General features: G+C 69.4%; 9 protein-coding genes. 4 read left to right on the forward strand and 5 right to left on the reverse strand.

The features are described 5' to 3' along the window. Positions 1–633: 633 nt before the first annotated feature. The 3 genes from ACFWQC_RS27835 to ACFWQC_RS27845 all read right to left on the reverse strand — a co-directional run bounded on the left by ACFWQC_RS27835 (position 634) and on the right by ACFWQC_RS27845 (position 3,872). Entirely contained in the window at positions 634–1,908 is a 1,275-nt protein-coding gene (locus ACFWQC_RS27835; protein WP_378685938.1) for a DUF222 domain-containing protein, read from the reverse strand. Positions 1,909–2,322: 414 nt separating this feature from the next. Then, entirely contained in the window at positions 2,323–2,577 is a 255-nt protein-coding gene (locus ACFWQC_RS27840; protein WP_378685941.1) for a hypothetical protein, read from the reverse strand. Continuing rightward, positions 2,574–3,872: a PspC domain-containing protein gene (locus tag ACFWQC_RS27845; protein ID WP_378685944.1), complete on the reverse strand. Its 1,299-nt coding sequence runs from the start codon at positions 3,870–3,872 to the stop codon at positions 2,574–2,576. The genes ACFWQC_RS27840 and ACFWQC_RS27845 overlap by 4 nt, the downstream gene beginning before the upstream one ends. Positions 3,873–3,996: 124 nt before the next feature. Here ACFWQC_RS27845 and ACFWQC_RS27850 point away from each other — a divergent pair, with 124 nt between their 5' ends. Both ACFWQC_RS27850 and ACFWQC_RS27855 read left to right on the forward strand, forming a co-directional pair. Further along, positions 3,997–5,331: a PspC domain-containing protein gene (locus tag ACFWQC_RS27850; protein ID WP_378685947.1), complete on the forward strand. Its 1,335-nt coding sequence runs from the start codon at positions 3,997–3,999 to the stop codon at positions 5,329–5,331. Then, entirely contained in the window at positions 5,328–5,975 is a 648-nt protein-coding gene (locus ACFWQC_RS27855; protein ID WP_378685950.1) for a LuxR C-terminal-related transcriptional regulator, read from the forward strand. The genes ACFWQC_RS27850 and ACFWQC_RS27855 overlap by 4 nt, the downstream gene beginning before the upstream one ends. A gap of 3 nt (positions 5,976–5,978) precedes the next feature. Here ACFWQC_RS27855 and ACFWQC_RS27860 read toward each other — a convergent pair whose 3' ends face one another. Then, positions 5,979–8,249 (reverse strand): SulP family inorganic anion transporter, encoded by a 2,271-nt coding sequence (locus tag ACFWQC_RS27860; protein ID WP_378685952.1) that lies wholly within the window; start codon positions 8,247–8,249, stop codon positions 5,979–5,981. 170 nt (positions 8,250–8,419) lie between these two features. Between ACFWQC_RS27860 and ACFWQC_RS27865 the strand changes: the two genes are divergently transcribed. Together ACFWQC_RS27865 and pcrA are read left to right on the forward strand one after the other, a co-directional pair. After that, a complete protein-coding gene (locus tag ACFWQC_RS27865; RefSeq protein ID WP_160025265.1) occupies positions 8,420–8,782 on the forward strand; it encodes a hypothetical protein in 363 nt (120 codons plus the stop codon). A gap of 226 nt (positions 8,783–9,008) precedes the next feature. Beyond that, on the forward strand, positions 9,009–11,468 hold the full coding sequence (pcrA, locus tag ACFWQC_RS27870) for a DNA helicase PcrA (protein ID WP_378685955.1): 2,460 nt from the start codon (positions 9,009–9,011) through the stop codon (positions 11,466–11,468). A gap of 61 nt (positions 11,469–11,529) precedes the next feature. On the opposite strand, the gene ACFWQC_RS27875 is transcribed toward pcrA, so the two are convergent. Next, a complete protein-coding gene (locus ACFWQC_RS27875; RefSeq protein ID WP_378685958.1) occupies positions 11,530–13,563 on the reverse strand; it encodes a peptidoglycan DD-metalloendopeptidase family protein in 2,034 nt (677 codons plus the stop codon). Positions 13,564–13,923 lie beyond the last annotated feature (360 nt).

Below are 13,923 nucleotides of genomic sequence, written 5' to 3' on the forward strand. Positions count from 1 at the left end.
CCAGCATCGCGACGCGGCCGGCTAGATTCTCGCGGGCATTCCTAACTGAGGCACCGACCACACTTCGCGGGCATCTTGACATGAGGCACTACGGGCGATGTATCGAGCTTGTCGAGATGACGGGCTGCGCCCGCCGGCTTCGCCGGTGGCCTGCGGCCATCCTTGACTCGACACCCGATCGAGAAAGATTTGGCCTGTATCGGGTCGGCGGCGAGGGTGTGGCGCAGCGGATTCAGTTGGGTGCGGGCTTGGGGCTGTGGCTGGCCATGCGCAGAAGGCTCGGTGCCTCGTGGGTGCCTATAGCAGTGGGCGCGACCTTGTGAACCGTTCACAAGCCAGCCGTCGCTCTGGCCGGGGCGGGCTCGGTGTCGACTGGGTCACGAGTTCCCCACTGATCCGAAGAGTTCCCCACGGGCGCGGAGGTTCCCCATCCTCCGGAGCGTGGGGGACCTCCGCTGCCGTGGGGCAATGTCCCTGTCAGCAGGAAAGCGGCGAGTGTGGAGTCGACGGAGCTGGCCAGAAGGCGGGTTGGGCATCGGGACGGACGGCTTCAGCGAGAGCTGAGACCGGTCGGCCGTGGGTCGTCAGGCCTGGCGCGCAGGTCCTGGTGGAGTGATTCCTAGCCTCGCCGACTTAGGGGCGGCGGATGAACCGGATCGTGCCATCCGGTAGCCGCTCATGGACGTAGGCAGGATTGTGCGCCAGGCGGTGATGATGGGGCCACAACAGCGCGCCGTCTTTGAGGTTGGTCTTGCCGCCGGCGGCCCAGGGTTCGAGGTGGTGGGCGTCGCACCACTCCGGTGGCATGTCACAGCCCTCGGCCTGGCAGCACTTCTGCTGCAACCGCATCGCCTTGCGCTGGATCGGCTGAAAGAACCGGCTGCCCCGACCAGCATCGAGGACCTCGCTGTCGCCGCCGAGGACCCAGGGAATGATGGTGGCGTTGCACGCCATCCTCCGCGCCTCCGCCGCTGAGATCGTCGCCCCGTTGGTCTCGTCATAACCCAGGGTCGCGATCCCGAGGTCCTTGCGGAGCTCCTCGAGGCTGATGACCACGTTGATGGTGGTCGCATCACCACCGTGCCGGGGCAGGGCTGCGGGGTCGACGGTCTCCAGCAGGCGGGCGAAGCCTTGGCCCATCAGCCGCTCCCACGGCGGCAGCGGGGCGCCCTTACCGACGAGCTGCTGTTTGCGGGGTTGGGCCCAGGCCTCGACCAGCCGCTTGAACCGCATCCCGATCGAGACCGGCAGGACGCCGTCGAAGCCGATGGTGCCGTCGTGGTTGTCCCAGATCCGCAGGGCGGTCTTCTGGTGGGCGCGTTCTTCCTCAGCCAACAACGCTTGGGCTTCGGCGTCCTCGAACCGGGCCGGGTCGATCTCGGCCAGGATCCGTTTGCCGACGATGCGGAGCTCGTTGGCGGTCAGGCGACCGGCGTAGTCGACCAGCAGCTTCTCGGCCAACACCAGGTCCTCGACACTGGCGACCGGGTCGGCATCGATCTTGTCGAGTGCCTTGGTGATCACCCGGGCTTTGTCCTGCGACACGACACCTTCGGCCAGGCCGGCGGCGACGAGGTCGTACTTCGCGACACCCGCCGCGAGCTTGATCTGCGAGCGGGCCACGGCCTTGTCAACCAACAACTCGGCCCGCATCCACCCAGACGCGTCCTTGGCCCCGGTCTCCTCGGCGATGTCGCCGGCAGACGCGAGCACCCTCAGCTTCAACGCGGCTTGTTGGGCCTGAAGCTTCTCCAACCGCTCCAGCAGGTCCTTCTTCTGCCCGGTGCGCCAATAGTTGGGGTCGGTCGCGAGGAGTTCTTGGAGGGCGGTCTCGATGGCCTTCAAGGCAGCCTCGATCGCGTCACCGGGGTTGGCGCCCCAGTGGTCGATCGAGCGGCCGAGACTCATCGCCATCCTCTCCTTCAGAGGTGTGCTGTGATGAGTCTGATTCTACGCCATCAACGCTCGCTTGACCATCTATTTCCCCAGGTCAACGCGCATTTTTGCGGTGAGTGAACAGCCTCGCTTCTGTGGATGGTAAGTGGCCCGAAGGGCCACCCTTCCACCCCATCAACCTCACCTTTCCCAAACAGGAATCCGCTGCGCCACACCCGGGCCGCCGCCCCGATAGCCAGCCAAATCTTTCTCGATCTGGTCCGGAGTCCAGGATCGCGAAGCGGCCGGCGAAGCCGGCGCCCGAAGGGCGTCCTTGACGCCGGTCCAGATCGAGAGACCCTCCAAGAACGGGTCGGCGGCCCACCCCAACCCCGAAAAATACGATCCCGCAGAGACGCCAACCGTCCCAACGAAAAGATCCCTACGTCAGTTCTTCCTGAGCAGCGCGGCGAGAAGACCGATGGAGCCGCCGACGATCCAGGGGAGCGGGAGCAGCCAGCGGAGGTCCTCGATGCTGTCGATGTCGACCGCGCCGCTGACGATCAGGGCCCAGACGGCCACGAAGACCAAGAAGGCCAGCCCCATGACCAGGTGGCCGATGTTGACGGGGTGCCGGCCGGTGGGCTTCTCGTCGCCCGCCCGGTCCTCGAAGCGTGGCGGGGGAGCGTAGTCGTAGCTCATGGGGTTCTCCTCTCGGTCGTTCCGACGAAGCGTGCGGCTCGGGGGTCGCTCTCTTCGTAGACGTTGATCGCACCGACATCGGCCGTGGCCGTCAGCTGGAGGTCGGCGTCATCGGCGAGACCGGGCTCGCTGCCTTCCTCGCCGGCCACGTGAGTGCGGGCCAGGTTGAACCCGCCGACGTCGCTGCGGGTCTCGTCGAAGACCTGCGCCTCACCGAGGGTGCCGACCGAGGCGTCGACGGCAACGGTGGCGTCGTCAGGGACGATCACCGTGATCTCGCCGAAGGAGCTGTTGATGTCGAGCTCGCGGCCCTCGAGCGTCTTCGCGTCGATGGCGCTCATGTCAAGCAGGATCTCCCCGGCATCGACCTGGTAGGACGACTCCAGCATCGCGACGTTCCGCGGATGGGACTCGATGCTGCTGCCGGTGTCGATGTTCGACGGGTCGATCATGGTGAGCGGCAGCGCGGCGAGAGCGAGCAGCCCGAAGAAGATCAGCCCGCCGGCTCGGCCCCAGAAGGCGCCCAGCACGAGGAAGCCGCCGAAGACGGCGAGCAGAGCCGCCGGGTAGGCACTGGTCGGGACCGGCGCCCAGTCGGCGACGTCGACGAGCCCGAGGACACCGACCACCAGCGCGGCGACCGCGATGGCGCGGCCGAACAGCAGCGGCGGGCGCCGCCGGCCGGCCGGGGTGACGGGCGCGTTGGGATCGTACGATCCGGGCGGCCACGGCGCCGGAAGAGTACGTGTCTGAGCTGCGGGAACGTCCGTGCTCGTGGGTGCAGGTGACGAAGCCGGAGACGGAGGTGGTCCGCCACGCTTGCGGCCCCACTTGCCGCGGTTGGCGTACCAGAGCGCAACCACCCCGAGCACCGCGAGCCAGAACCAGGGCACGCTGGTGTCGCCGAACGCGTCGCCGAGCAGCGAGATCGCCGCGATCCCGCCGGCGATCCAGAGCAGGAGGTTGCGGGCAGGCGGCCCGACGGGGATCATCCCGTCCTCGGCACCCTCCTCGGGCACCAGCACCCAGGCCGCGACGTACACGATCCCGCCGGCGCCCCCGAAGAACACCGCCACGACCAGCAGCACCCGCACCAGCAGCGGGTCGACGTCGAAGTGGCGTGCGATCCCACCCGCGACGCCGGCGATGTGCCGTCCCTCCGGAGAGGCATGGGTCGTACGCCGCAGGCCACTGAGGTTGCGCAGCTGCTCGACACTGGGGCGGGCGCGCTCCTCGGAGGCAGGCGAGGGCGGCTCCGGGTTGGGAGGCAGCGGTGCCTCGGGCGGGATCGTCACACCCCTACTCTGACTCCTCCGCACGCCGCAGACCATCAGGGACGGCCCTGAGTTCTCGACGAGCAAGGATCAGGGTGAATCCTCATGGCATACACCCGCGGTTGGTGTGACGATGGATGTCATCATGACGACAACCCATGCCACGGCGGATCTGCCGGCACCGCCCCCGGAGCGCGCAGGGCCTATGGCTTCGGGCTCCGCTTCAGCAGTACGCCGCGCCTACCGCGACACCGACGCGTCGGTGATCGGCGGCGTGGCCGCGGGCCTGGCCGAACACCTCGGCCTGCCGGTGCTCGCCGTGCGTGCGTTCTTCGTGGTGACCGCCGTGTTCAGCGGCTTCGGTGTTCTCCTCTACGCCGCCCTGTGGATCTTCGTCCCCGCCGCGCCCCTCCTCGAGCAGTCCACGCCCGGCGGTGAGAGCGCGACCCGCGGTGGCCGCCGCCCCGCCGCGCGTTCGGGCGGCGTCGACAAGGGCCCGGCGATCGCGCTGCTCGCCCTCGGGTTCGGTGCCGTGGTGCTCTTCGACACCCTGCTCGGTGCCGGTGCGCTGATCTGGCCGGCGATGCTCGGCGTCGCCGGCGTCGCGCTGCTGTGGCGCCAGGCCGACGCCGCCCAGCGCGAACGCTGGATCGACGGCACCGGACGCCTCGACCTGGTGCGGATGGTCTTCGGCAAGGGCGGCTGGCGGGCGTACGTCCGGGTCGGCGTCGGCGTCGGGCTGATGCTCTTCGCGGTGATCCTCGCCGGCGGCCAGCTCGATTTCGGTAACGCCACCGCGCTGATCATCGCCGGGCTGATCGTGCTCGGCGCAGGCTTTCTCGTCGTCGGGCCGTGGATGCACCAGCTCGCCAGCGACCTCGGCAGCGAGCGCGAGGAGCGGATCCGGAGCCAGGAGCGCGCCGACATGGCCGCTCACCTGCACGACTCCGTCCTTCAGACCCTGGCCCTGATCCAGCGCAACTCCGGCGATCCCGCGATGGTGCAGAAGCTGGCCCGCGCCCAGGAGCGCGACCTGCGGGAGTGGCTCTTCTCGACCCCGGCCGAGGCAGACGAGACGTTCGCGGCCGCGCTGAAGGCGGCCACCGCCGAGGTCGAGGACGCCCACGGCGTGACCGTCGACGTGGTGGTCGTCGGCGATGGTCCCTTCGACGAGACGGTGCGCCCGATCGTCGCCGCCACCCGCGAGGCGGTCACCAACGCCGCCAAGCACGCCGGCACCGGACGGGTCGACGTCTACGCTGAGGCGACCGAGGAGGCCTTCGAGGTCTTCGTCCGCGACCGGGGAGCGGGCTTCGTCGTCGACGAGATCTCCGCCGACCGGCACGGCGTACGCGACAGCATCATCGACCGGATGTCGCGCCACGGCGGCAGCGCTGTGGTGAGATCGTCTCCGGGAGAGGGCACCGAGGTGCGGCTGAAGCAGCCGCGCTCTACTAGTTCTTTGGGAGAGCAACCATGAGTGAGGTCAAGGTCGTCATCGTCGACGACCATGCGATGTTCCGCACCGGCGTACGCGCCGAGCTGAGCAGGTCGCCGGTGATCCGGATCGTCGGGGAGGCCGAGGATGTCGACACCGCGGTCAAGGCGATCGCCGAGGGCAAGCCCGACGTGGTGCTGCTCGACGTACATCTTCCCGGCGGCGGCGGTGTCGAGGTGATGCGCAAGGCGCCTGCCGTCGACGGCTCGCCGCGCTACCTCGCGCTGTCGGTCTCCGACGCGGCCGAGGACGTCATCGGCACCATCCGCGGCGGTGCCCGCGGCTATGTCACCAAGACCATCACCGGTGCCGAGCTGGTCGCCGCGATCCAGCGGGTCTCCGGCGGAGACGCGGTCTTCTCGCCGCGCCTGGCCGGCTTCGTGCTCGACGCCTTCGCCGGCACCATCGCCATCGCCGACATCGACGAGGATCTCGACCGCCTGACCGAACGAGAGCGCGAGGTGATGCGCCTCATCGCCCGCGGCTACTCCTACAAGGAGGTCGCCAGCGAGCTGTTCATCTCGATCAAGACGGTCGAGACCCACATGTCCAACGTGCTGCGCAAGCTGCAGCTGTCGAGCCGTCACGAGCTCACTCGCTGGGCCAACGACCGCCGCCTGCTCTAGGGCCTAGGCCGGCTCCGGCGGGCGAGCCTCCATCAGGTGGGCGAGCTCGTCGGTCTCGGCATCGGTGAGTGTCGTGAACCCGTCTCCGCGCAGGATCTGCAGCTTCCCGTCGGAGATGTCGAGGAACAGCCCCACGAGGCGTACGTCCCGGCCTGCCAGGATCTCCCCGAGGCGATCGATCATCACCGCGACGTTGACCTGGGAGACCTGGTCGACCTCGCTCCGGCCGGCAGCGGCGGCTGCTGCGCCGACGGGGTGTCCGGCCTGCCACTCCAGGATCGCCGGAGCGGCGTGACGCAGCCAGTCGCCGACCGGTCCGGCGGGCACTTCCCCGGCACGGGTGCTCTCCAGCGCCGAGGTGATCGCCCCGCAGCGGGAGTGGCCGCAGACGACGACGGTGTTGATGCCGAGGTCGTCCACGCCGAAGAGCATCGGCGCCGCGACCGAGCTGTCGGGGCTACCGGGCTCGGGCACGAGGTTGCCCATGGTGCGCACGGTCAGCAGGTCGCCCGGGCCGCTCGACGTGATCAGGTTCGGCACCACCCGGGAGTCGACGCAGGTCAGGAAGACCGCGTGCGGCTCCTGGCCGTCGGCCAGCCCCTCGTAGACCGGGCGCAGCGGTGCCGCGTGACGGCGGTGGTACTCCCGCACGCCGAGGGCCAGCGGGTGGTGCTGGTCGGTGCGGTCGGCACGTACGTCCTGCCAGGCGCTCCACGGCAGCAGGCCGCGAGGGCTGATCGGAGGCGCCTTGAGAGCGCGCTCCTGACGCGGGGCCTCCTCGCCGTGCGGTCCGGAGTGCTCCACGAGCACGGTGCCGCCAGCGGCCTCGTAGCGGACACGCCAGTGGTCGAGCTGGTCGCGCCCGGCCGGATCGAGGTAGTCGACGAGGAGGTCGAGCTCGACGACCTGGCCCTCCGGGATCGCGTCGAGCCGGCTCACCAGCTTCGGCGTCGCCAGGTACGAGAGGCTGCCGTGCACCTCGACCAGCCACTTCTCGCGGCCGTCGGCGGCCAGGCCTGCCGGGCGTACGTCGATCCGCACATGGACCAGGCGCCACAGCACCAGGACCAGCGCGGCCACGAGGCCGATCAGGACACCCTCGATGAGGTTGAGCGCGAGCACTCCCGCGATGGTGAGGCCGTAGATCCACAGCTCGCCGCGGGCGTGCGCCTGGGAGATGTCGGCGGGCCGGACCAGGCCGGTGCCCATCATGATCAGCAGCCCGGCCAGGGCGGCGAGCGGGATCTGCTCCACGAGTCCGACCAGGACGAGCGCGAACAGGAGCACCCAGACGCCATGCAGGATCGCGGACGCGCGGGTGCGGGCTCCAGCGGCGACGTTGGTCGAGCTGCGCACGATGACGCCGGTGACCGGGAGGCCGCCCAGGGCACCGGAGGCGGAGTTGGCCAGGCCCTGGCCGACGAGCTCGCGGTTGAGGTTGCTGCGCGGGCCCCCGTGCAGCTTGTCCACGGCGACCGCTGAGAGCAGGCTCTCGACACTCGCGATCAGGGCGACGGTGAGCACGGCGCCGGCGATGGCGAGCGGGGTGCCCTCGGGCAGCGCGACCGAGCCGATCTCGTCGAGCAGGTCGCCACCGAGATGGACCCGCTCAGCGCCGGGCAGCCAGGCGGCCGCGAGGAGGGTGAGCGCGACGACGGCCACCAGCTGGCCCGGGACTGCGCGGATCCGCTGCGGGAGCCGCGGCCAGGCGAGCAGGATGCCGATCACCCCGAGCCCGGCCAGGACAGCGTGGATGTTGGGCTCCTGCGCGTTGCCGATGATGTGCTTGATGTTCTCGAACGCGCTGGACTGCGATCGGCCGCCGAGGGCGACGTTGAGCTGGCCGAGCACGATCGAGATCCCGATCGCGGCGAGCATCGCGCTGACGACGGTGGGCGAGATCGCCAGCGCGTAGCGCCCGAGCCGGGTGGCGCCGAGCAGAATCTGGAGAATGCCGGCCATCACCGTGATCGCACAGGTCGCCTCCCATCCGAACTCGGCGACCGTCTCGGCCACGACGACGGTCATTCCGGCAGCTGGCCCGCTGACCTGCAGCGGTGAGCCGCCGAAGAGGCCGGCGACGATGCCGCCCGCCGCGGCGGCGATCAGGCCCGCGGCGACAGGCGCACCGGAGGCGACGGCGATGCCGAGCGAGAGCGGCACGGCGACGAGGAAGACGACCAGCGAGGCCGGTACGTCGAAGCGAATGGACTGGCGGAGCTGATCGAGCGGTCTGGACCCGCCGGTGGGCAGGGTCGGGCGAGGTGATGACACGTCAGAATCCTCCTTGCGGAGCCGAGAGCGATGGTGGCGGTCACGGTGAGAGTAGGCAGACATCGCCGAATTCCCCAAGGCGAATGTGACCAAAATCGTGTGATCGTTCGAAAACGTGCCGAACCGGTACCGCGTGGCGGGCTCCGAGGCGGTGGCTCTAGTCTTTGCGCATGGAGATCGTGCGGCACATCCTGCTCGTCATTCACCTGCTCGGCTTCGCAGCGCTCTTCGGAGGCCTGCTGGTGCAGATCAAGGCCCCTGACAAGGTCGCCAACGGCCTCATGCGAGACGGCTCCGGCACCGCTTTCCTCGCCGGACTGCTGCTCGTCGGCGTCCTCGAGATGGGCGACGGTCCGGTCGACCACGCCAAGGTCGGCGTGAAGCTCGTGATCGGCCTGGTCATCCTCGGCCTGGTGATGTCGCAGCTGCGCAAGCCCAAGATCTCCGACGGCCTCTACTGGACGATCTTCGGGCTGACGATCATCAACGTCTGCGTGGCGGTCTTCTGGTCGTCCGCGCACGTCGCTGCCTGACGATCCCACCGGGCCCGCCGACCCGCGACTTGTCGGTGGCGCACTCTAGGGTGTGTCCGATGGTTCGGATGCGTCGGCCGAGCGCCGCCCATCACGCGCCCTGGCGGCGTTGTCGTCGGTCGACGGCCAACACCGGGCCGCCTCCCTCCTCCGCCTTGCCAGGACGGCGCTGGACGACGCTCGACTCGACGCCGAACCACCGGACACACCCTAGGCTGGAGCCAGCATGAGTACGCCTGACCAGACCCCTGTTGCCACCATCCCGGGCCTCGAGGCCTTCGCCTCGGCGCAGCCGGCCGACGAGCCGCGTACGAAACGGCGTGGCCCGAGCACCGAGGAGCTCCTCGACGGGCTCAACGAGCCCCAGAAGGCCGCCGTGCAGCACCAGGGGGCGCCCCTCCTGGTCGTCGCGGGAGCAGGGTCGGGCAAGACCCGGGTGCTGACCCGGCGGATCGCGTGGCTGATCTCGCAGCGCGGCGCCCACCCCGGCAGCATCCTGGCGATCACCTTCACCAACAAGGCGGCGGCCGAGATGAAGGAGCGCGTCGAGGCCCTGGTCGGCAAGCGCGCCCGGATCATGTGGGTCTCCACGTTCCACAGCGCCTGCGTGCGGATCCTCCGCAAGGAGATCGACAAGGTGGGGTTGAAGTCCAACTTCTCGATCTACGACGCCCAGGACCAGAAGCGGCTCATGCAGCTGGTTCTCAGCGATCTCGATCTCGACCCGCGTCACTACCAGCCCGGCCAGGTGCTCAACTGGGTCAGCGACCAGAAGAACGAGCTGCGCGACGTCGAGGCTGCCGAGAAGGACGCCCGCAACCACCTCGAGCAGACCTATGTGGCGGCCTACAAGGAGTATCAGAAGCGTCTGCGGCAGGCGAACGCCCTCGACTTCGACGACCTGATCATGTCGACCGTCGAGCTCTTCCGGACCTACCCGGAGGTGCGCGAGGTCTATCGGCGCCGCTTCCGGCATGTGCTGGTGGATGAGTACCAGGACACCAACCACGCTCAGTACGCCCTGGTCCACGAGCTCTGCGCCGACCGGATGGACGACACCGCGCTGACCGACACCTACGCCGAGGACACCCCTCGCGCCGAGCCGGCCGAGCTGATGGTGGTCGGTGACGCCGACCAGTCGATCTACGCCTTCCGCGGCGCCAACATCCGCAACATCCTCGACTTCGAGCAGGACTTCCCCAACGCGACCACGATCCTGCTGGAGCAGAACTATCGCTCGACGCAGACGATCCTCACCGCCGCCAACGCGGTCATCAAGCACAACAAGGGTCGCAAGGAGAAGGCGTTGTGGAGCGACGCCGGCAACGGCGACCGCATCGTCGGCTACGTCGCCGACGACGAGCGTGACGAGGCCCGGTTCGTCTCCGACGAGATCGACAAGCTCGTCGACGGTGGGCTCAAGGCCGCCGACGTCGCCGTCTTCTACCGCACCAACGCCCAGTCGCGTGTCTTCGAGGAGGTGTTCATCCGCACCGGCCAGCCCTACAAGGTCGTCGGCGGTGTGCGCTTCTACGAGCGCAAGGAAGTACGCGACGCGCTGGCCTACCTGCGCACCCTGGCCAACCCCGACGACCAGGTCTCGCTCCGAAGGATCCTGAACACCCCCAAGCGGGGCATCGGCGACCGCGCCGTGGCCTGCGTCAATGCGCTGGCCGAGCGCGACGGCCTGACCTTCTGGGACGCACTGCAGAAGGCCGAGGACGCCCCCGGTCTGGCCACCCGCAGCCTGACCAACATCAAGGCCTTCGTCGCGATGGTCGAAGAGCTGCTGCAGATGGTCGCCGCCGGCGAGCGGGCCGACGTCATCCTGGAGACGGTGCTCGACCGATCGGGCTACCTCGCCTCGCTCGAGGAGTCCGACGACCCGCAGGACGAGACCCGCGTGGAGAACCTCGCCGAGCTCGTCGCCGTCGCACGGGAGTTCTCCGACGACCCGGTCGCGGCCCCGAGCGCCGACCCGGCCGATGTGGACGCAGGCACCGTCGTGCCCGGACTCCGCGACTTCCTGGAGCGGGTCGCCCTGGTCGCCGACACCGATCAGATCCCCGACGACGAGGACGGCGTGGTCACCCTGATGACGCTCCACACCGCCAAGGGCCTGGAGTTCCCCGCGGTCTTCCTCACCGGCATGGAGGACGGCGTCTTCCCGCACTCCCGGGCTCTCGGTGACGGCACCGAGCTCGAGGAGGAGCGCCGTCTGGCCTACGTCGGCATCACCCGGGCCGAGAAGAAGCTATTCATCTCACGGGCTGTCGTCCGGTCCGCCTGGGGTGCGCCCTCGCACAACCCCGGCAGCCGTTTCCTCGACGAGCTCCCGGTCGACCTGGTCGACTGGCGGCGTACGGAGAAGGAGATGTCCTCCTGGGGCCGGCCGAACTTCGCCAACGACAGTTGGAGCGGTGGTCAGCGTCTCGGTCAGCCCACCGCCGCCGGACGCCGCAACTTCTCCTCCGCCGCGCTCCGCGCCGACGTCGCTGCCAAGTCGAAGCCGGCCCGTGAGGTGCCTTCGCTCGACCCGGGCGACCGGGTCACCCACGACTCCTTCGGCCTCGGCACCGTCGTCACCATCGAGGGATCGGGCGACAAGCAGGTCGCGAGCATCGACTTCGGTGATACCGGGGTCAAGCGGTTGCTGCTTCGCTACGCGCCGGTCGAGAAGCTCTAGTCGCGCCGAGTCGGCTCGTTGTGACGGGCCGACTCGGCTACACCGGGACGCGCTGCGCGCGTCAGCTCGGGTCGACGCCGTGCTCGTTGAGGGCGGCGTCGGGGTCGACGGCGTCACCACCACCGGGGCGGACCTCCACGTGGAGGTGGTTGCCGGTGGAGTTACCGGTCGAGCCGACGTAGCCGATGACCTCGCCGGGGGAGACCGTCTGGCCGACGGAGACGCCGTAGTCGCTCTGGTGGCAGTACCAGATCTCGGTGCCGTCCTCGAGGGTGATGATCGTCCGGTTTCCGTACGCCCCGCCCCAGGCGGTCTCGGTGACCGTGCCGCGGGCGATCGCGTGGATCGGCGTGCCGTAGGGGGCCGCGAAGTCGAGACCCGTGTGGGTGCTGGACCAGTTGGAGCCCGAGGAGCCGAAGGTGCCGGTGATGCGGTAGACGCCCGCCGGGATCGGCAGCTCCCACATGTTGGACTTGAGGAACTTGTCCTGCTTGTCGGCCTGGACGTCGACGCCCTGGAGCGCCTTCTCGCGGTCGCTCGCCGCGGTGTCCGCCTCGGAGCGCTCGTCGTTGCGGCTGACGGTCGCTGAGCGGTCACCGACGACGACCATGTCGCTGTCGCCACCGAGCGCGGTGGCGCCGACGAGGCGTACGTCATCGGCGGCGACCATCGTCGGGCCGCCGGTCAAGGCGATGCCACCGATGGCGGCGGCGAGGGCGGCGGCGCCGGCGGTCAGCGGGACCGTCGGGCGGCCACCGGCTGCCGCAGCGGCGGCGCGTCGGGTGCGGGGACGGGTGGGGCCGCCGATGCCCACCATCGTGCCGGTGGTCTCGACCGCCGGAAGGTCGTGCAACTCTGGCCGGTACGTCGCGATCTCGCTGATGCTCGGCAGGTCGATGCTGCCGGTGTCGGCGCGGAAGTACGTCTCGGCCTGTTGCGGGCCGCTGTCGTAGCCGTCGGCGTAGTCGTCCTGGTAGTACGCCTCGTGGGGTTGCGGCGCCTCGTAGTAGGGCGCATCCACGGTGTAGGTCTCGGCCGGGAGGTCGATCGCCATCGAGTCGAAGTCGATCTGCTGCGGCAGGGACACCGGCGGGGCCGGGAACGAGGTCGTGTCGATCTTGAACGACGTCGACGGCGCGTCGAACGCCTCCTGGAACCCGCGGGGCTCCTGGATCTCCGGCTCGTAGGCCGGAACAGCCGGGGCCACCGGCGGAGCCGGGATCTGGCGGGCCTCGCGCACGGCGCGGATCTTGCCGGTCAGCGGCGCGAACGTGTTGGCCATCCGCAGCGGCTTCGGCGTGTGCGTCGGCTCGGGCGCCTGGAAAGTCGGCTCAGGAACGACAGAAGCGACGGGAGCGACCGGGGCGACGGGCGCCACCGGCTCGGGAAGCACCGTCGCGGGAACTGCCGGGGCTGCGGGAACGGCCGGAACGCCGCGCGGCGGCGTCTTGGTCGAGACCGACCTGCTCGACGTCGCCTTGGTCGGCGCGGGCTTGGTCGGCTGGGTGAGGAACATGGTGAGCTCGGAGGTCGTCATGCCTCCGACGCCGAGGTCTTCGAGCACCTCGGGGGTCACCTTGTCCGGGTCGATACCCATCGAGGAGAGCAGGTCGGCCAGGACCGGGTCGATCTGGCCCGCCCGGCGCTGCACGGGCAGGATCGGGGTCGCCGAGGCAGGCGGCGTCGGGAACGAGGCCGGGAAGGACGGGCCATCGCCCTCGACGAGAGCACGCAGCTCACCCGTCGAGATGCGGCCGTCGTGGGCCTCGTCGGTGCGCGGGGACCCGACGACCGGCAGCTTGCCGGTCTGCTCGAGAACCACACGGTTGGGCCGGGCCTTGGCGACCGGCTCTTCAGGAATCTCAGGGGCGGGGGATGGCTTCGCGGTCCCGACGGCGGGGGACGGCGCGGCGCGCCGCTTCCCGACGTAGGAGGTCGATCCGGTCGCCCGCGGGGCAGGCCTGGAGGCAGGGCTGTCGGTCGCCGGCGCTGCGCGCCGCTTCCCAACGTAGCTGCTGCTGCTCGTGGTTGCTCCGGGGGAAGGGGTGACCGAACGCGGACTGTCACTTGTGACGTCGGCTCGGTGGTTGCCCATCAGTTCATATCTCCGCTGTTCGGGGTCAGACGGCGAGCCATGACTGTAACGGACCGGAGGGCGCGGTCAAGAAATGTGGCACGCCCGTTTCGCTGATTTCACCAACGGCTGTGGCCGAATCAGTCGCTGATCTGCGTATTTCCGCCAGATTCGGAACTCGATTGCGACTTGTTCATGTCGCCCGAAACGCGTGTCATCGGCCCATTTGAGCCCCGATACGGTGTCAAAACCTGCCGGTCTCCGGGCCTCGGGCCGCGTCGTACGGAGTTGAGTCCCCGATAGTGGTGTAGCGCGGTCGCCCAGGTCGTTGCCGGCGTGTACGTCGGACGACGGTGCGGCCACCGCGTGATCCTTCGAGTT

This window comes from Nocardioides sp. NPDC058538, assembly GCF_042719275.1.
Classification (GTDB): Bacteria; Actinomycetota; Actinomycetes; order Propionibacteriales; family Nocardioidaceae; genus Nocardioides.